General features: G+C 49.2%; 17 protein-coding genes and 1 pseudogene. 6 read left to right on the forward strand and 12 right to left on the reverse strand.

Features of this window, described 5'->3' with window-relative positions:
- Positions 1 to 116: 116 nt before the first annotated feature.
- Together mlc and bioD are read left to right on the forward strand one after the other, a co-directional pair.
- Entirely contained in the window at positions 117 to 1,337 is a 1,221-nt protein-coding gene (gene mlc, locus ATB02_RS21880; protein WP_000225276.1) for a sugar metabolism global transcriptional regulator Mlc, read from the forward strand.
- 124 nt (positions 1,338 to 1,461) lie between these two features.
- Positions 1,462 to 2,157, forward strand: coding sequence for a dethiobiotin synthase (gene bioD / locus ATB02_RS21885; RefSeq protein WP_000919226.1), 696 nt, complete (start codon positions 1,462 to 1,464; stop codon positions 2,155 to 2,157).
- Here bioD and clcB read toward each other — a convergent pair.
- The 7 genes from clcB to ATB02_RS21920 form a co-directional block, all read right to left on the reverse strand.
- Positions 2,110 to 3,402: a voltage-gated ClC-type chloride channel ClcB gene (clcB, locus tag ATB02_RS21890; protein WP_105272234.1), complete on the reverse strand. Its 1,293-nt coding sequence runs from the start codon at positions 3,400 to 3,402 to the stop codon at positions 2,110 to 2,112. The genes bioD and clcB overlap by 48 nt on opposite strands.
- Positions 3,403 to 3,559: 157 nt before the next feature.
- Positions 3,560 to 4,174, reverse strand: coding sequence for a Tat proofreading chaperone DmsD (gene dmsD, locus ATB02_RS21895; protein ID WP_000148700.1), 615 nt, complete (start codon positions 4,172 to 4,174; stop codon positions 3,560 to 3,562).
- 42 nt (positions 4,175 to 4,216) lie between these two features.
- Complete coding sequence (ynfH, locus tag ATB02_RS21900; protein WP_105272229.1) at positions 4,217 to 5,071, reverse strand: selenate reductase membrane anchor subunit YnfH; 855 nt, start codon at positions 5,069 to 5,071, stop codon at positions 4,217 to 4,219.
- Between the two features lies 1 nt (position 5,072).
- Positions 5,073 to 5,690, reverse strand: coding sequence for a DMSO reductase like molybdoenzyme iron-sulfur subunit YnfG (ynfG, locus tag ATB02_RS21905; protein WP_105272230.1), 618 nt, complete (start codon positions 5,688 to 5,690; stop codon positions 5,073 to 5,075).
- Positions 5,691 to 5,700: 10 nt separating this feature from the next.
- Entirely contained in the window at positions 5,701 to 8,124 is a 2,424-nt protein-coding gene (gene ynfF, locus ATB02_RS21910; RefSeq protein WP_105272235.1) for a selenate/tellurate reductase subunit YnfF, read from the reverse strand.
- Between the two features lie 60 nt (positions 8,125 to 8,184).
- Positions 8,185 to 10,611 carry a selenate/tellurate reductase subunit YnfE gene (gene ynfE / locus ATB02_RS21915; protein WP_105272231.1) on the reverse strand — a complete coding sequence of 809 codons (2,427 nt, stop codon included), beginning with the start codon at positions 10,609 to 10,611 and terminating at the stop codon, positions 8,185 to 8,187.
- A gap of 198 nt (positions 10,612 to 10,809) precedes the next feature.
- On the reverse strand, positions 10,810 to 11,115 hold the full coding sequence (locus tag ATB02_RS21920) for a DUF1161 domain-containing protein (protein WP_105272232.1): 306 nt from the start codon (positions 11,113 to 11,115) through the stop codon (positions 10,810 to 10,812).
- Positions 11,116 to 11,222: 107 nt separating this feature from the next.
- Between ATB02_RS21920 and ATB02_RS21925 the strand changes: the two genes are divergently transcribed.
- Positions 11,223 to 11,933, forward strand: a complete 711-nt coding sequence (locus ATB02_RS21925) for a YnfC family lipoprotein (RefSeq protein WP_105272236.1) — start codon at positions 11,223 to 11,225, stop codon at positions 11,931 to 11,933.
- 2 nt (positions 11,934 to 11,935) lie between these two features.
- On the opposite strand, the gene speG is transcribed toward ATB02_RS21925, so the two are convergent.
- Both speG and ATB02_RS21935 read right to left on the reverse strand, forming a co-directional pair.
- A complete protein-coding gene (speG, locus tag ATB02_RS21930; RefSeq protein WP_001138584.1) occupies positions 11,936 to 12,496 on the reverse strand; it encodes a spermidine N1-acetyltransferase in 561 nt (186 codons plus the stop codon).
- A 34-nt stretch (positions 12,497 to 12,530) separates the two neighbouring features.
- On the reverse strand, positions 12,531 to 12,872 hold the full coding sequence (locus ATB02_RS21935; protein ID WP_000705193.1) for a DUF1283 family protein: 342 nt from the start codon (positions 12,870 to 12,872) through the stop codon (positions 12,531 to 12,533).
- 134 nt (positions 12,873 to 13,006) lie between these two features.
- Between ATB02_RS21935 and ATB02_RS21940 the strand changes: the two genes are divergently transcribed.
- From ATB02_RS21940 to ATB02_RS21955, 3 genes are all read left to right on the forward strand, one after another.
- Positions 13,007 to 13,333, forward strand: a complete 327-nt coding sequence (locus ATB02_RS21940; protein ID WP_105272233.1) for a YnfA family protein — start codon at positions 13,007 to 13,009, stop codon at positions 13,331 to 13,333.
- 205 nt (positions 13,334 to 13,538) lie between these two features.
- Complete coding sequence (rspA, locus tag ATB02_RS21950) at positions 13,539 to 14,753, forward strand: starvation-sensing protein RspA (RefSeq protein WP_039021285.1); 1,215 nt, start codon at positions 13,539 to 13,541, stop codon at positions 14,751 to 14,753.
- A gap of 11 nt (positions 14,754 to 14,764) precedes the next feature.
- Positions 14,765 to 15,784 (forward strand): Zn-dependent oxidoreductase, encoded by a 1,020-nt coding sequence (locus ATB02_RS21955; protein ID WP_000836045.1) that lies wholly within the window; start codon positions 14,765 to 14,767, stop codon positions 15,782 to 15,784.
- Positions 15,785 to 15,971: 187 nt separating this feature from the next.
- On the opposite strand, the gene ATB02_RS21965 is transcribed toward ATB02_RS21955, so the two are convergent.
- The 3 genes and pseudogenes from ATB02_RS21965 to ATB02_RS26785 all read right to left on the reverse strand — a co-directional run.
- Complete coding sequence (locus ATB02_RS21965; protein ID WP_001459782.1) at positions 15,972 to 17,252, reverse strand: tyrosine-type recombinase/integrase; 1,281 nt, start codon at positions 17,250 to 17,252, stop codon at positions 15,972 to 15,974.
- A gap of 34 nt (positions 17,253 to 17,286) precedes the next feature.
- Entirely contained in the window at positions 17,287 to 17,538 is a 252-nt protein-coding gene (locus ATB02_RS21970; RefSeq protein ID WP_000005552.1) for an excisionase family protein, read from the reverse strand.
- Positions 17,539 to 17,610: 72 nt separating this feature from the next.
- Positions 17,611 to 17,692: pseudogene (locus ATB02_RS26785) on the reverse strand (3'-5' exoribonuclease); the annotation flags it as partial.

Raw genomic sequence — 17,692 nt, forward strand, 5'->3', positions numbered from 1 at the left:
AGCCCGAAAAATGTGCTGTTAATCACATGCCTAAGTAAAAATTTGACGACACGTATTGAAGTGCTTCACCATAGCCTACAGATTATTTCGGAGCGCGAAAATATAGGGAGTATGCGGTGGTTGCTGAAAACCAGCCTGGGCACATTGATCAAATAAAGCAGACCAACGCGGGCGCGGTTTATCGCCTGATTGATCAGCTTGGTCCAGTCTCGCGTATCGATCTTTCCCGTCTGGCGCAACTGGCTCCTGCCAGTATCACCAAAATTGTCCGTGAGATGCTCGAAGCACACCTGGTGCAAGAGCTGGAAATCAAAGAAGCGGGGAACCGTGGCCGTCCGGCGGTGGGGCTGGTGGTTGAAACTGAAGCTTGGCACTATCTTTCTCTGCGCATTAGTCGCGGGGAGATTTTCCTTGCTTTGCGCGATCTGAGCAGCAAACTGGTGGTGGAGGAGTCGCAGGAACTGGCGTTAAAAGATGACTCGCCATTGTTGGATCGTATCATTTCCCATATCGATCAGTTTTTTATCCGCCATCAGAAAAAACTTGAGCGTCTGACTTCGATTGCCATTACCTTGCCGGGAATTATTGATACGGAAAATGGTATTGTACATCGCATGCCGTTCTACGAGGATGTAAAAGAGATGCCGCTCGGCGAGGCGCTGGAGCAGCATACCGGCGTACCGGTTTATATTCAGCATGATATCAGCGCATGGACGATGGCTGAGGCCTTGTTTGGTGCCTCACGCGGGGCGCGCGATGTGATTCAGGTGGTTATCGATCACAACGTGGGGGCGGGCGTCATTACCGATGGTCATCTGCTACACGCAGGCAGCAGTAGCCTCGTGGAAATAGGTCACACGCAGGTCGACCCATATGGGAAACGCTGTTATTGCGGGAATCACGGCTGCCTCGAAACCATTGCCAGTGTGGACAGTATTCTTGAGTTGGCACAGCTGCGTCTCAATCAATCCATGAGCTCGATGTTACATGGACAGCCGTTAACCGTGGACTCATTGTGTCAGGCGGCATTGCGCGGCGATCTGCTGGCAAAAGACATCATTACCGGGGTAGGCGCGCATGTCGGGCGCATTCTTGCCATCATGGTGAATTTATTTAACCCACAAAAAATACTGATTGGCTCACCGTTAAGTAAAGCGGCAGATATCCTCTTCCCGGTCATCTCGGACAGCATCCGTCAGCAGGCCCTTCCTGCGTATAGTCAGCACATTAGCGTTGAGAGTACTCAATTTTCTAACCAGGGTACGATGGCGGGCGCTGCGCTGGTAAAAGACGCGATGTATAACGGTTCTTTGTTGATTCGTCTGTTGCAGGGTTAACATTTTTTAACTGTTCTACCAAAATTTGCGCTATCTCAATTTGGGCCAGGAAAGCATAACTTAGACTTTCAAGGTTAATTATTTTCCTGGTTTATATTTGTGAAGCATAACGGTGGAGTTAGTGATGCTGAAGCGTTTCTTTATTACCGGTACAGACACTTCTGTAGGGAAAACGGTGGTTTCCCGCGCATTGCTACAAGCGTTAGCCTCCCAGGGAAAAACGGTTGCGGGATATAAACCCGTAGCGAAGGGGAGCAAAGAGACACCCGAAGGGCTGCGTAATAAAGATGCCCTGGTGTTGCAGAGTGTTTCAACCATCGAACTGCCTTATGAAGCAGTTAATCCTATCGCGTTAAGCGAAGAAGAAAGTAGCGTGGCGCATAGTTGCCCAATCAATTACACCCTCATTTCAAACGGCCTGGCAAACCTGACCGATAAAGTCGATCATGTCGTGGTAGAAGGGACTGGCGGCTGGCGCAGTCTGATGAATGATTTACGTCCGCTCTCTGAATGGGTGGTGCAGGAACAACTGCCGGTGTTGATGGTTGTCGGTATTCAGGAAGGTTGCATTAACCATGCACTGCTAACAGCTCAGGCGATTGCCAACGACGGGCTGCCGCTCATTGGCTGGGTGGCTAACCGAATCAACCCAGGACTGGCGCATTATGCGGAAATCATTGATGTGCTGGGTAAAAAACTTCCAGCACCGCTCATTGGTGAACTGCCTTATTTACCGCGCGCCGAACAGCGTGAACTGGGGCAATACATCCGCTTAGCTATGCTGCGCAGTGTGCTGGCGGTAGATAGAGTCACGGTGTAACGTCCGCGAGATTACCGACGCAATTACGCAGGCTATCAATAAACCGGGGAGTAGCTGATACTCCCCGGTCATTTCACATATCATCAACGTCGACATAATCGGCGCGTGCGTGGTTGCCGCCAACAGTGTCGCCATCCCGGTCAATCCGAGTAAAAGCGTAATTTCTTCGCCATCAGGGAACCATAATCCCAGGCTACGACCATACAACATGCCAATGGCAAGACCGATAAATAGCGTCGGTGTAAAGACACCACCGGGTGCGCCGGAACCGCTACTCGCCAGCACGGCACACAGTTTACAAAGGAAGATCCCGCCAATGATCATTAACAGTGGTGGGGCGGTTAAAAAGGATTGTACGGTGCTATAGCCGTTGCCCCACACTGCAGGTGTGAACAGGGAAAGCAGACCCACGATCAACCCGCCTAGTGCCAGTTGCCAGGGCGGCGCAAGTTTGAGACTCACAAATCCACGATGACAGGCGTTCATTAACGTTAACAACAGTGGTCCGCACAGACCTGCCAGCACACCTGTACTGATAATCAGCGCATAGTCACGAGCCTGAACCGTCACTGAGAGTTGTACGCTGTAGAGTAACGCGTCGCTATGATTAATCAGATTGCTAACCAGCAATGCCACGACGGCGGAAATAATCACCGGGCCGAGAGAGGCCAACATCATAGTGCCAAACAGCACTTCGGCTATAAATAAACTGCCAGCAAGCGGGGCACGATAGGCCGCAGCCATTCCCGCCGCGGCCCCACAGGCAATCCATAATTTCCACTCCTGGCGTGGCGTAAAACGCTGAGCAAAACAGGAGGCGGCAAGGGCAGCTAAAAGAATCATCGCACCTTCGCGACCAATTGCGCTGCCGCTAGTTACTACCAGCAGAGAGGCAAGCGATTTAACCAGGCTTGCTGCGTAATCGAATTTACCATCGGTTTGCAACGCTTCCATGTAATCGGTCGGCGCATGAGGGCGTTGCTGGGTAAATTTCTGCCAGCCCATCAACAACAAACCCGCCGCCAGTCCGCCGAGCGCCGGAGTTAGCAGTCGTCGCCATGGGGAAAGATTTGTAGCTGCATTGACCAGACTGCCGGAGTCATTATTGAGGAACAGCCACTCCAGTAGCAGCATCGCATGACGAAACCCGGCAACGGCAAAGGCCGCAAGAATACCGACGACTGTTGCGATAAGCAGACGGCGGAACATAGTGCGCAGATCCGGATAGATGTGTAGATGATGCATGAGCAGAAATGGGCAATGAAACACGGGCGACTATTTTGCGGCAAAAGAAGCCAGCCGCTAAAGCAGTGCGTGCTTTAAGAGATAAAAAACGTGACAATGTAACCTATTATTGCCGAATTGCGCGTAATCGCCACCATCCGGCAATATTACGGTGATCCTATCGAAAGAGTGGTTTAACCGCGACAGGAATCAACAGTTGTGATTGCCATTGCGCCAGCGTTAAGCGAGCCAGTTCACCCAGTGCACGGTAGAAAGGGTGTTCTGCTTTTTCGATAAAAACGTCAAGAAATCGTGTTGACCACGGAAAAAGGTGCCATGCCAGCAATTCTTCGCATTCTGTCTGGCGACCATTCTCCGCCAACCACGCAGCCATCAACAGCAGTGAACCAAAATGATCTTCCGGTTCGTTTTGCTTCATTTCGAACTGAATGCCTTTCTCGCGCATCCATTGACGAAGTGCCAATGTTGAATCGCCAAACAGCACAGATTCGCGATCCAGCCAGACCGACCCCCACGGCGGAGACGGCAGTGCCCACGGGCCGACAAACAAACGCTGCCAGGCCTGGGCGCGAGTCTCTTCACTCTGTGCCTGAAAAGCCGTCACCAGCGGCGCTAATGACGCTTCTGGTAGAGGCCACTGAGTTTCCCAGCCGTCACTGGTGAGTACCGCAACCAGAGGTGCGGCTTCTGCACTCTCTGGAGCGTAATAAAACAGCGCGCCCAACACGCGCGCCGCGACAGAAAAATTATCTTGCTGTGAAAAATGGGTCATTCCTAACATCCTGAAATGTGCGGGTTTCCCCGCACCAATTTGTTAACCTGCAATAGCCATTCCTACCGTCATATGCAGGCCATAAAAGAGCGTACGCCCGATCATCTCACCGCCAAGTATGAGGATTAGCCCCAGAATAAGTCCGGCAACGTGAGGTTCACGGCGACGAATGAGCGGACAAAGCCAGCATCCTAGACCTGTGCATAACAATACCACACGCCAGACCTGTAAGGAGGCGTAATCTGGTACCAGTGCGCTGGCTTGTTGTACGGATGAGTGAATAGACGCCAGAGACAAACCTTGCAGCACAATCACCCCGGCACAAGCGATCAGCGCCAGAACGCTAATGATGGCAAATGGTGTGGTATTAAATGTAACGCGGGCTGCCCGCAGAATTGCGGCAGCAAGTATTGGACCGCTCAATAAAACTGTCAGGAAGAAAGCCAGCGTAGTGTAACCGTTATGCCAGGTTGGCACAGTGTCGATTTGATACACGCAGGTCATCATCCAGACGAAAATGACGCCGAGCGCCATGCTGACAAGTAACCAGAGTTTCCCCAGCGCTTGCGGCATTTTACCAATGACCGCCACCAGCCACCATAATCCGCCAACGGCAAAAAATATTGAACCGGCAGCAATCTCGTTACTCAGGCCGGAAGCTCCGATTCGATTCAGCGAGTTAAACGCCCGCAGTGGCGATCCCAGGTGCATGACAGAGGCAATAAACCCGATGCCCATCAGCAGCCAGAGGAAAAACATGCCACGGACAATACGCTGACGGTCTGCGTCATTTTTGCTGGCGAACCAGCCGATTCCGCTAATAATCAGCGCGCCTACGACGCATTGGCCCAATACGGTAAAGATAACCAGTGGCCATTCGTGCCATCCATTTCCCATTTTAAACTTCCTCCGGATTAGCCAGGTAACCAGTGGTATCGCCGGTCGGGCGGCTGTTGGCGTTAGGTTTGATTACGATATTAGGTTTTGTGAAATGCGCGCGCGGCAGTGGCGCGACGGCAGCCAGAGTACCGTGTTTCTGGCGCAGTTCTTCAATTGGACCGAATTCAAGTGCACGCAGCGGGCAGGATTCGACACATATGGGTTGTTTCCCCTCGGCGACGCGCGAATAACAACCATCGCACTTCGTCATGTGCCCTTTTTCAGCATTGTACTGTGGCGCGCCGTACGGACAAGCCATGTGGCAGTAGCGGCAGCCGATACAAACATCTTCATCAACCACCACAAAGCCATCTTCACGCTTATGCATTGCGCCGCTGGGGCAGACTTTTGTACATGCGGGGTCATCGCAATGGTTACAGGAGATGGAGAGATAATAAGCGAACACGTTCTGGTGCCAGACGCCATTATCTTCCTGCCAGTCGCCGCCAGCATATTCATAAACACGGCGGAAACTGACGTCCGGGCCAAGATCTTTAAAATCTTTGCACGCCAGTTCGCAGGTTTTACAGCCTGTACAGCGGCTGGAATCGATAAAAAATCCATATTGTGTGGTCATGGGCTACTCCTTAAACCTTTTCGATCTGGACGAGATTGCTGTGCGACGGGTTTCCCTTTGCCAGCGGTGAAGGGCGGTGAGAGGTCAGAATATTGATACTGCCGCCGTGATCGACCCGGTCACCAAACATATCCGCTTTAAGCCACGCACCTTGCCCGATGGCGGTAACGCCAGGCAGAATACGCGGAGTCACTTTTGCGGCAATCAGCATTTCTCCATTATTGTTAAATACCCGCACTGTATCGCCATGACGGATACCGCGTGCCTGAGCATCAATGGGGTTGATCCACACCTCTTGTGGGCAGGCCTGCTGTAACACATCAATATTGCCGTAGCTGGAGTGGGTACGTGCTTTGTAGTGGAAGCCCGTTAGCTGCAGTGGATAGGTTTTGCGCAGGGGATCGTCCCAGCCATCAAAACCTGGGGTATACGCAGGGAGGGGATGAATAATTTCATCTTTTTTCAATTCCCAGGTATCCGCAATCGTCGCCAGCCGTTCAGAATAAATTTCGATTTTCCCCGAAGGTGTTTTCAACGGGTTTGCCTGTGGATCTTCACGGAATGCGCGGAAAGCGACGTAATGTTCTTCCGGGCATTTTTTCTTAAAGATCCCGGTCGTTTTCATCTCCTCGTAGTCCGGCATCTCAGGGTTACGTTCCTTCGTTTTCGCATGGAGATATTTGATCCATTCATGCTGGCTGCGACCTTCAGTAAAAGTTTGATAAACGTCTGGTCCTAAGCGTTTCGCGACTTCACTCAGAATCCAGTAGATGGGTTTGCGTTCAAATTTTGCCGAGGTGGCGGGTTGGGCGAGGATCACATAGCCCATATTCCCTGCAGATTCATGAGAGATAAGGTCTTCTTGCTCTGTTGGCATCAGGTCGGGCAACAGGATATCGCAATACTTAGCCGAGGCCGTCATGAAGTGGTCAATGCCAACAATCATCTCGCACTTGCTGTCATCCTGAAGCACCTCATGGGTGTGATTGATGTCGCCATGTTGATTGATCAATGTGTTACTGGCGTAGCACCATAAAAACTTGATGGGGACATCCAGTTTTTCTTTTCCACGAATACCATCACGGGTCGCGGTCATTTCCGTACCGTGGTCGATGGCATCTGTCCATGTAAAGACGGAAATCTGCGTTTTAACAGGATTATCAAGCATCGGGAACCATTCGACCCCCAGATCCCAGCTACCTTCGCGTACCCCTGAGTTGCCGCCGTTTATGCCGACGTTACCGGTGAGAACGGAAAGCATGGCAATAGCGCGGGACGTTTGCTCGCCGTTGGAGTGTCGTTGTGGCCCCCAACCCTGACAAATATAAGCAGGTTTTGCTGAACCGATCTCTCGTGCCAACTGGATAATTTTTTCTGCCGGGATGCTGGTGATTTTTGCTGCCCATTCCGGCGTTTTAGCTATGCCGTCAGGCCCTTCGCCCAGAATATAGGCTTTATAATGCGCGTTACGTGGTGCGTTGGCGGGCAGCGTTTTTTCATCGTAACCAACACAATATTTGTCGAGAAATGGCTGATCGACCATGTTTTCCGTAATCAGTACCCAGGCAATCGCACAGGCCAGTGCGCCATCGGTGCCAGGGCGAATGGGCAGCCATTCATCTTCACGCCCGGCAGCTGTGTCGTTATAACGTGGATCGATGACGATCATGCGTGCGTTTGAACGTTCGCGGGCTTGCTCGACGTAGTAAGTGACACCACCGCCGCTCATCCGCGTTTCTGCCGGGTTATTTCCGAACATAACGACCAGTTTCGTATTGGCGATATCATCCGGGCTGTTGCCATCATTGGCACCGAACATATAACTCATTGCGGCACTGATCTGTGCGGTACTGTAGCTGCCATAGCGACTGAGAAAACCACCGCAAGAGTTCATCAGACGGTACGGGACGTTTGAGTTGGTGATGTTTCCGCCATCTACGCCTGTTCCGTACAGGACATGTACAGCCTCATTGCCGTAATCTTTTAGGATCCGCCGAAGATTATCACTGATGGTATCCAGGGCTTCGTCCCAACTTATCCGTTCAAATTTACCTTCACCGCGCTTGCCGACGCGCTTCATGGGATATTTCAACCTATCAGGATGATTCATCCGTCGGCGGATAGAGCGCCCGCGTAAACACGCGCGAACCTGATGATTACCGTAGACGTCGTCACCTGTCGTATCAGACTCCACCCAGTACACGGTGTCATCTTTCACATGCAAACGTAACAGACAGCGGCTCCCGCAGTTAACGGTGCAGGAACTCCAGACCGCTTTCTCTTCTACCGGAGCCTCTGCCGCTCGGACCATTTGGGAAAATGGCAGAGTGAAAGCACTGCTTGCTAGCGCGAGACTGCCAAGAGCGGAGGTTTTCACCAGACTTCTACGGCTGATTTCAGCCGACATGAGCGCCTCTGTGGTATGGATTTTCATCATTACTCACTTATTGCTTTTCAAACAAAATGTCATGTCAAAATTTATGGTCGTAGTGGGTTATATTTTTTCGATCTCGACCAGATTAGTGTGCTGCGGGTTTCCCTTCGCCAGTGGTGAAGGGCGCAGAGTGGTTAGCGTATTCACACAGCCGCCGTGGTCGATTTTATCGCCAGACATATTGGCCTCGTGCCAGGCTCCCTGGCCCATAGCGCTAACTCCAGGGAGAATGCGTGGTGTCACTTTGGCTGGTAGCCGAACTTCGCCACGATGGTTAAACACCCGCACCATATCGCCGTTGGCAATCCCACGTTTCTGTGCATCTATAGGGTTGATCCATACTTCCTGACGGCAGGCTGCCTTCAGGACATCAATGTTGCCGTAGGTCGAGTGAGTACGAGATTTGTAATGGAAACCAAACAGTTGTAGCGGGAAGGTACTACGTTCAGGGGCGTCCCAGCCTTCGAAGGTTGAGGCATAAACCGGCAGTGGGCTTATTACTTCATCTTTTTCGAGTTCCCAGGTACGGGCAATTTCCGCCAGTTTGCTGGAATAAATTTCGATCTTACCGGAAGGCGTTTTAAGTGGATTTGTCTCGGGGTCGTCACGAAATGCTTTGTAGGCGATAAAATGACCATTGGGATTCTTACGCTTATAGATACCCATTTTTTTCAGTTCGTCGTAAGACGGTAATGCCGGATCTTTGGCAAGCATTTTGGCGTACAGATGTTGTAACCATTGTTCCTGAGTGCGGCCTTCAGTGAATTTTTGATAGACGTCAGGGCCAAGACGTTTCGCGACTTCACTTAGGATCCAGTAAATCGGTTTGCGTTCGAATTTTTCGCTGGTGACTGGCTGGAGGAAAATGAGATATCCCATGTTACCGGCGTAATCGTTAGGAATAATATCTTCCTGCTCAACGGTCATCAGGTCTGGCAGCAGAATGTCGGCATATTTTGCCGATGAGGTCATAAAGTTTTCGATGACCACAATCATTTCGCATTTCGATTCGTCCTGCAGAATTTCATGCGTTTTGTTAATGTCAGAATGCTGATTAACCAGGGTATTTCCCGCGTAGTTCCAGATGAACTTAATGGGCACATCCAGTTTATCTTTGCCGCGGACGCCGTCGCGGATTGCCGTCATTTGCGGGCCATGATCGATAGCATCCGTCCAGCTGAAGCAGGAGATTGATGTTTTGACCGGATTATCCAGCACCGGCAGGCGTTCTATGGTAATGGTATAGGTGGATTCACGCGCGCCACTATTTCCGCCGCTGATGCCGACATTGCCCGTCAGAATAGGCAACATCGCAATAGCGCGTGCGGTCAGCTCACCGTTTGCCTGGCGTTGCGGTCCCCAACCCTGGCAGATATAAGCGGGTTTTGCTGTGCCGATTTCACGCGCCAGTTTGATGATACGGTCCACCGGGATACCGGTAATTTGCGAAGCCCACTGCGGCGTTTTTGCTGTTTTATCGTCACCATCACCAAGAATATAGGCTTTATAGTGGCCATTTTTTGGTGCATCTGCGGGTAAGGTTTTTTCGTCATAACCGATGCAGTATTTATCGAGAAAAGGTTGATCAACGAGATTTTCGTTAATCAATACCCAGGCAATGCCCGCTACCAGCGCGGCATCAGTGCCCGGGCGAATAGGAATCCATTCGTCTTCACGACCGGCAGCCGTGTCGGTATATCGCGGATCGATAACAATCATTTTTGCGTTCGATTTCTCGCGCGCTTTTTCAAGAAGATAAGTGATGCCACCACCGCTCATGCGGGTTTCTGCCGGGTTGTTACCAAACATCACGACCAGCTTGCTGTTTTCAATATCCGTGGTGCTGTTGCCATCATTACTGCCGTAGGTGTAGGGCATGGCACAGGAAATTTGCGCGGTGCTGTAGGAGCCATACTGGTTGAGTGAACCGCCGTAGCAGTTCATCAGGCGTTTGACCGCCGAGGCTGATGGCGAAGAGCGGGTCATATTGCCGCCAACGATCCCCGAAGAGTACTGAATATAAACAGCCTCATTGCCATATTGTTCGACGGTTTTTTTCAGACTACTGGCGATAGTATCCAGGGCTTCATCCCAGCTAATCCGTTCGAATTTGCCTTCGCCACGTTTGCCCACGCGTTTCATTGGGTAATTCAAGCGATCGGGATGATTAATACGTCGACGGATGGACCGACCGCGCAAACAGGCGCGTACTTGATGATTGCCATACTCGTCGTTGCCGGTGTTGTCAGTTTCCACCCAGGTGACTTCATTATCTTTAACATGTAGACGAAGTGCACAGCGGCTACCACAGTTGACGGAACAGGCACCCCAGACCACTTTTTCGCTGGCCTGTTGTACCGCTGCCGCTGCACTGCGCAGGGTGAACGGTAAAGAAAAACCGCCTGCAGCCAGCGCCAGAGAACCTATCGCGGTAGATTTAACGAGTGTTCTGCGGCTGATGCCCACCATTTGTTCATTTTTGGACATAACTCACTCCCTGTTCTTTATCGTTATATAAAAGTTTATATATTGAATATTTAGCGCGCTAACAATAGAGGGAGTCTACCCATTTTGGGTTAAGAATTATTAATCCATATCAATAGAAGGGTATGAGTAATAAGGTGGGATTATGTTGTATGTTCAAATCGCCGGATGTGTCGTATCCGGCGTTCAGTCGATAATGTGTTACTGCGGTTCGGCAGGCGCGCCATCCTGGGTAGACTGCGCGGGAGCAGAGACGTTACCGCTGGTGGTGCGGGTGTAGAGAATTTTATGCGTATCATTAGCGCAATGCCCGACGACCTGGGAATCAGGCTGATCAACCTGGTCATTGGGTACAATACTTAACGTGAAGCTGCTTTCGGGTACGCCATTATTGATAATGCGCTGTGATATATCGCTCTGTATGCGCTCACAGGAAACCGGCACGGCGAGTACCGCGGGTGAGGTGAGTGCGAGCAGAAGCGCGGCACAGCAAGTTGAGAGTTTCATCATAAGCTCCTTACGCGAATATAACTTCTTTAAGCATAGCATTTAACGTGTAAAGTACTGTATTTGCTACTATGATTGAGAATCATCTCTACTCTCTGGTGACTGTTGTGAAATACAAATTACTGCCATGCTTACTCGCGATATTCCTCACAGGATGTGACCGCACAGAGGTAACACTTTCATTTACCCCTGAGATGGCCAGTTTCTCGAATGAATTCGATTTTGATCCGCTGCGTGGTCCGGTAAAAGATTTCACTCAGACGTTAATGGATGAGCAAGGTGAAGTGACGAAACGTGTTTCGGGGACTTTGTCGGAAGAAGGCTGTTTTGATTCACTCGAATTACTGGATCTGGAAAATAATACCGTGGTTGCCCTGGTACTGGACGCCAATTATTACCGTGATGCCCAGACACTGGAGAAAAGAGTTCGTTTGCAGGGAAAATGCCAGCTAGCAGAATTACCTTCTGCCGGGGTGAGTTGGGAAACCGATGATAATGGCTTCGTGATTAAAGCCAGCAGCCAACAAATGCAGATGGAATATCGCTATGATGATCAGGGTTATCCGCTGGGTAAAACCACGAAAAGTAACGACAAAACATTATCTGTCAGCGCCACGCCATCAACGGATCCGATCAAAAAATTAGATTACACCGCGGTTACTTTACTGAATAATCAACGGGTAGGTAATGTAAAACAGAGCTGTGAATATGACAGTCACGCCAATCCGGTGGACTGTCAGTTAATCATTGTTGATGAAGGAGTAAAACCCGCCGTCGAACGGGTTTACACCATCAAAAATACTATCGATTATTATTAATGCTATTGTGCGGTCGGCTTCAGGAGAGTCTGACCCGGTGTTTTGTGCTCTGCCAGATACTGATGCTGGAATATGCACATGCGAATGGCATTCCGATATTGACCATTAATAAAGAACTCATGCATCAATTCACCTTCAACCGTAAAGCCAAGCTTGCGGTAAATGTGAATCGCTTTTTCATTCTCTTTATCGACGATCAGATACAGCTTATAGAGATTGAGAACGGTGAAGCCATAGTCCATTGCTAATTTTGCGGCACGCGTTGCCAGACCTTTCCCCTGATATTCCGGGGAGATAATTATCTGAAATTCTGCGCGGCGATGAACATGGTTAATTTCCACCAGCTCCACCAGACCGGCTTTTTCGCCGTCACATTCCACCACAAAGCGCCGTTCGCTCTGATCGTGAATATGCTTATCGTACAGATCAGAGAGTTCAACAAAGGCTTCGTAGGGTTCCTCGAACCAGTAACGCATCACACTGGCGTTATTGTCGAGTTGATGTACATAGCGTAAATCTTCACGCTCCAGCGGGCGTAGCTTAACACTGTGGGCGCTTGGCATAACGTGTCCTTACATTCCTTAAATCAATAACAGGTTAGGGGGTAATAACGCGGCCAGTTCGACGGTCCAGGCAGCGCAAAGTATTTGGCTCCCAGTAGGCATTGATATTGGCGCTTTGCTCACATTTATCGCGGTTATCAAAAGCGGCGTCGGCTTTATCCCACTCTTTTTCAGTGCGTTTATTCACTTTCTGGCGCAGATTGCGCGTGTCATTCCATTGCTCTTTTTCCATAGCGGCGTGCTGGCGGCTTTGTGCACTGTCGCCAGACTCAATCACCAGTTTGTTAGTTTCGGCATGGGCCGTTGTGCTCAATGCCAGTGCGCAAGGCAGCAGAAAAGCGAGCAGGCCAATTCGTTTGCTGAGAGTAATTTTCATAATTCATTCCCTGTATGAATGATTAAAGGTGATTCTACACCATCCACTGCGAACGCAAAACGTACCAGGAGGATGTTTATATTGATGATATTATGTCGTCCTATAACTATACATGATGTCAATGAGTGACAAAGATGATTAAAACAACGTTACTATTTTTTGCTACTGCGCTGTGTGAAATTATTGGATGCTTTCTGCCCAGGTTGTGGTTAAAACGAAACGCCAGTATCTGGCTGTTGCTTCCGGCGGGGATTTCTCTGGCACTGTTTGTCTGGTTGTTAACGTTGCATCCTGCGGCGAGTGGGCGTGTTTACGCGGCTTATGGTGGCGTTTATGTCTGCACGGCGTTGATTTGGCTGCGCGTTGTGGATGGCGTGAAGTTAAGTCTTTATGACTGGACGGGGGCGTTGATTGCGCTTTGCGGCATGTTGATCATTGTTGCGGGCTGGGGGCGCGCGTAAGGACATAAATCCATTTTATCAATAAGATACAAGGAAGTGTCAGCTGACAAAAGGTATTCTATTTCATCTTTTGTCAACCATTCACGGCGCAAATATACGCCTTTTTTTGTGATCACTCCGGCCTTTTTCGATCTTCATACTTGTATGGTAGTAGCTCAGTTGCGTAGATTTCATGCATCACGACAAGCGATGCAAGGAATCGAACATGAAGATCGTAAAGGCTGAAGTTTTTGTTACCTGTCCGGGGCGTAATTTCGTCACATTAAAAATCACCACTGAGGACGGTATTACGGGCCTTGGGGATGCCACCCTCAATGGACGTGAGCTTTCCGTGGCCTCTTATTTGCAGGATCACCTTTGTCCGCAGCTTATTGGTCGCGATGCACAGCGTATCGAAGATATCTGGCAGTTTTTCTATAAAGGTGCGTACTGGCGTCGCGGTCCGGTGACGATGTCAGCCATTTCAGCTGTTGATATGGCACTGTGGGACATTAAAGCCAAAGCTGCCAACATGCCGCTTTACCAGTTACTCGGCGGCGCGTCTCGAGAAGGGGTGATGGTTTATTGCCATACCACCGGTCACAGTATTGATGAAGCTCTGGATGATTATGCCCGTCATCAGGAGCTGGGATTCAAAGCCATCCGCGTGCAGTGCGGAATCCCTGGTATGAAAACCACCTACGGCATGTCGAAAGGCAAAGGTCTGGCTTATGAACCCGCAACCAAAGGACAGTGGCCGGAAGAGCAGCTGTGGTCGACGGAGAAATACCTCGATTTCATGCCGAAATTGTTTGACGCGGTACGTAACAAGTTTGGTTTTAATGAACATTTGCTGCATGACATGCACCATCGCTTAACGCCTATTGAAGCGGCGCGCTTTGGTAAAAGCATTGAAGATTATCGCATGTTCTGGATGGAAGACCCGACGCCTGCGGAAAACCAGGAATGCTTCCGCCTGATTCGCCAACACACCGTCACGCCAATTGCAGTGGGTGAAGTCTTCAACAGCATCTGGGACTGCAAACAGCTGATTGAAGAACAACTTATCGACTATATCCGCACCACGCTGACTCACGCGGGGGGGATTACCGGTATGCGCCGGATTGCCGATTTTGCTTCGTTGTATCAGGTACGTACTGGCTCACACGGTCCTTCCGATTTGTCACCAGTCTGCATGGCTGCGGCGCTGCACTTTGATCTGTGGGTCCCCAATTTCGGTGTCCAGGAATACATGGGCTATTCCGAACAAATGCTCGAAGTCTTCCCGCACAACTGGATTTTCGATAACGGCTATATGCATCCGGGCGATAAACCAGGTCTTGGCATCGAGTTTGATGAAAAACTGGCAGCGAAATATCCCTATGAACCTGCATATCTGCCAGTCGCACGTCTGGAAGATGGCACGCTGTGGAACTGGTAAGGAGTAAGATAATGAAAAGCATTTTAATTGAAAAACCGAATCAACTGGCAATTATCGAACGCGAAATACCCACCCCGTCAGCGGGTGAAGTACGAGTAAAAGTGAAACTTGCCGGAATTTGTGGTTCAGATAGCCATATTTATCGTGGGCATAATCCTTTTGCGAAATATCCGCGCGTCATTGGACATGAATTCTTTGGCGTCATTGATGCAGTGGGTGAAGGCGTGGAAAGCGACAGAGTCGGTGAACGCGTTGCTGTCGATCCGGTGGTCAGCTGTGGGCATTGCTATCCGTGCTCTATAGGTAAGCCGAACGTTTGTACGACACTGGCTGTATTAGGTGTGCACGCTGACGGTGGTTTCAGTGAATATGCCGTGGTGCCGGCAAAAAATGCGTGGAAAATTCCTGAAGCAGTGGCCGATCAATATGCGGTGATGATCGAACCTTTTACCATTGCGGCTAACGTTACCGGTCATGGTCAACCGACTGAAAATGATACCGTTCTGGTTTACGGTGCAGGTCCAATCGGCCTGACGATCGTTCAGGTATTAAAAGGCGTCTATAACGTTAAGAATGTGATTGTTGCCGATCGCATTGATGAACGACTGGAAAAAGCGAAAGAGAGCGGGGCAGACTGGGCGATTAATAACAGCCAGACACCGCTTGGCGAGATTTTCGCTGAAAAAGGCATAAAACCGACATTAATTATCGATGCGGCTTGTCATCCTTCAATCCTGAAAGAAGCCGTAACGCTGGCTTCTCCAGCGGCACGTATTGTATTGATGGGCTTCTCCAGTGAACCGTCTGAAGTGATTCAGCAAGGAATTACCGGAAAAGAACTCTCTATTTTCTCTTCACGCTTAAATGCAAATAAATTCCCGGTCGTTATCGACTGGTTAAGTAAAGGGTTAATTAAACCAGAAAAACTAATTACCCATACGTTTGATTTCCAGCATGTTGCTGATGCCATTAGTTTATTTGAACAGGATCAAAAGCATTGCTGCAAAGTCTTACTCACTTTTTCTGAATAATACCAATAACGGCGAGTAAGTAGTACGCATCTTACCTCTTTTTTAGAGATAACCATTATGACAATAGAAAAACACGAAAGAAGCACTAAGGATTTGGTGAAAGCAGCAGTATCGGGATGGCTGGGCACTGCGCTTGAATTCATGGATTTCAAGAGTCATACGTGTCAACTATTTGATAAATATTAAATTAATTTTTCATTGCTTCGTTATGGGGCATGGTTGGGGCAAACTCGCTTAACTGTGTATTTAACAAAGCTACCTGTGCATTATTGTTTTCAGACATCCATTTTCCGTATACCTGAAATACCATTTGCGCATCTGCATGGCCCATCTGGTTTGCTATAAATGCCGGGTTAGCACCAGCTGTCAGCGACCAGCAGGCATAAGTATGTCTCGACTGATATGATTTTCGATGGCGGAGTCCGGCACGTTTTATCGCTGCGTCCCACATCTGCCTTATTGAGTCAACGGTAAAATGGTCACCATAATTTTTTACTCTCGCTGACACTTCAGGTTGAAAAACAAAGGTGCATTTATGTTTTTCTGTTCTGCCATACTCTCTGAGGTGAACATCAATGATATGCTCTTTGCTCAGTCTCGTTAATGTCATCTGACTCCGGAGAGCGTCGATTGCTGGCTTAATAAGATGAATGACCCGATTGGTTCCCGCCTGTGTTTTTGGTACCGTGAAACGGTCTTTTGCTAAATTTCTCCTGATCATCATTGTTCCATTTTTCAGATCTATGTCCTCCCATCCAAGTGCACACAGCTCACCAGGGCGAACGCCAGTATAAACAGAAACACACCATAAATTTTTGGCTTGCTGATTTCTGCACGCATCGATAAGACGGATGAATTCCTCCCGCGAAAGAGGATCCGGAATGGTTCTTGATTCCTTTAATGGCGAGATCCCCTTAAACGGGTTATCTACCAGGTAACCGTTATCAACACCAAACTGGAACACGGCGTTAAGATTTGTCATGTAATTATTTACAGTTACAGCCGATCTCCCTGGTTGTGTAACAATATAGTTACTTTTGGGGATCTGGTATCCAGTCAGTAGCTCTTTACGAACCTCCAGTAATTTTTCTTTATTAATCGATGAGGCAAGATTTTTTTCACCGATTATGCTCAGGATATTTTTGATGACGGCACGGTATGTGTTGAGTGATGTTTTTGCGACTTCAGTTTCTTTCAGTGCCAGAAATTTTTCAGCCAGTTCTTTTATGGTTAAATCTTGTCGGGCCTCACCAAATTTTTCCAGATTGCGTGAGGAGGGAAACTGTTTTGCATAGTCGAAAACACCAGTTTTTATTGCGTAACAAACAGAGGCGCGTAGCTCACCTGCAACGCGCCTGTTTTTTGCTGTGTCAGGAACCCCCAGGTTTTCCCTGACTCTTACGCCTTTATAAACAAACCAGATACGTAATTTCCCTCCATGGTTTTCCACGCCTGTCGGATATTTCATTTCAACTTCTCTCATTAGTTAGTGTGGCTTTTAGTCAAGTAAGATGACGTCTTGGTCTTGCTGATGCCTGGCGCTCAATCCAGCGATCAATTTCTTCCAGGTTGTAAAAGCATGGACTGTTATCCCATGGCATACCGTCATGAGCGACATGCTTATATTCCCTTCCTTCCATAAACGATTTTTCCCGGGCCTTTTTTAAGGTACCTTTTTTTATTCCTTTCAGCGCAATTAACTGCTCTTCGGATACCCATTTGCCGGGAGAGACAATCATGATTACTTCGCTCATCGATTTCTTTATCTCTTACATTAGACGAGCGCCGGTTGCAGAATACCAGTCACAACCGGCGACAGTTGAACATTAAGAATCAGCCTGACTCGGGATCAGTTTTTGCCAGATAACTGAAACGTATTTTGCCTGGTAACGGGCGTCATCAAGTGCA

The organism is Escherichia sp. MOD1-EC5189 (assembly GCF_002966045.1).
Lineage (GTDB): Bacteria > Pseudomonadota > Gammaproteobacteria > Enterobacterales > Enterobacteriaceae > Escherichia > Escherichia coli_F.

Bases quoted from the DNA above. Each gene is read 5' to 3' on its own strand.
- ATB02_RS21965 (WP_001459782.1), bottom strand. From the start codon at position 17,252: ATGAAATATCCGACAGGCGTGGAAAACCATGGAGGGAAATTACGTATC.
- ATB02_RS21920 (WP_105272232.1), bottom strand. From the start codon at position 11,115: ATGAAACTCTCAACTTGCTGTGCCGCGCTTCTGCTCGCACTCACCTCA.
- rspA (WP_039021285.1), top strand. From the start codon at position 13,539: ATGAAGATCGTAAAGGCTGAAGTTTTTGTTACCTGTCCGGGGCGTAAT.
- speG (WP_001138584.1), bottom strand. From the start codon at position 12,496: ATGCCAAGCGCCCACAGTGTTAAGCTACGCCCGCTGGAGCGTGAAGAT.
- ynfH (WP_105272229.1), bottom strand. From the start codon at position 5,071: ATGGGAAATGGATGGCACGAATGGCCACTGGTTATCTTTACCGTATTG.
- ynfF (WP_105272235.1), bottom strand. From the start codon at position 8,124: ATGAAAATCCATACCACAGAGGCGCTCATGTCGGCTGAAATCAGCCGT.
- ATB02_RS21970 (WP_000005552.1), bottom strand. From the start codon at position 17,538: ATGAGCGAAGTAATCATGATTGTCTCTCCCGGCAAATGGGTATCCGAA.
- clcB (WP_105272234.1), bottom strand. From the start codon at position 3,402: ATGCATCATCTACACATCTATCCGGATCTGCGCACTATGTTCCGCCGT.
- ATB02_RS21935 (WP_000705193.1), bottom strand. From the start codon at position 12,872: ATGAAAATTACTCTCAGCAAACGAATTGGCCTGCTCGCTTTTCTGCTG.
- dmsD (WP_000148700.1), bottom strand. From the start codon at position 4,174: ATGACCCATTTTTCACAGCAAGATAATTTTTCTGTCGCGGCGCGCGTG.
- bioD (WP_000919226.1), top strand. From the start codon at position 1,462: ATGCTGAAGCGTTTCTTTATTACCGGTACAGACACTTCTGTAGGGAAA.
- ynfE (WP_105272231.1), bottom strand. From the start codon at position 10,611: ATGTCCAAAAATGAACAAATGGTGGGCATCAGCCGCAGAACACTCGTT.
- ATB02_RS21955 (WP_000836045.1), top strand. From the start codon at position 14,765: ATGAAAAGCATTTTAATTGAAAAACCGAATCAACTGGCAATTATCGAA.
- ATB02_RS21940 (WP_105272233.1), top strand. From the start codon at position 13,007: ATGATTAAAACAACGTTACTATTTTTTGCTACTGCGCTGTGTGAAATT.
- ynfG (WP_105272230.1), bottom strand. From the start codon at position 5,690: ATGACCACACAATATGGATTTTTTATCGATTCCAGCCGCTGTACAGGC.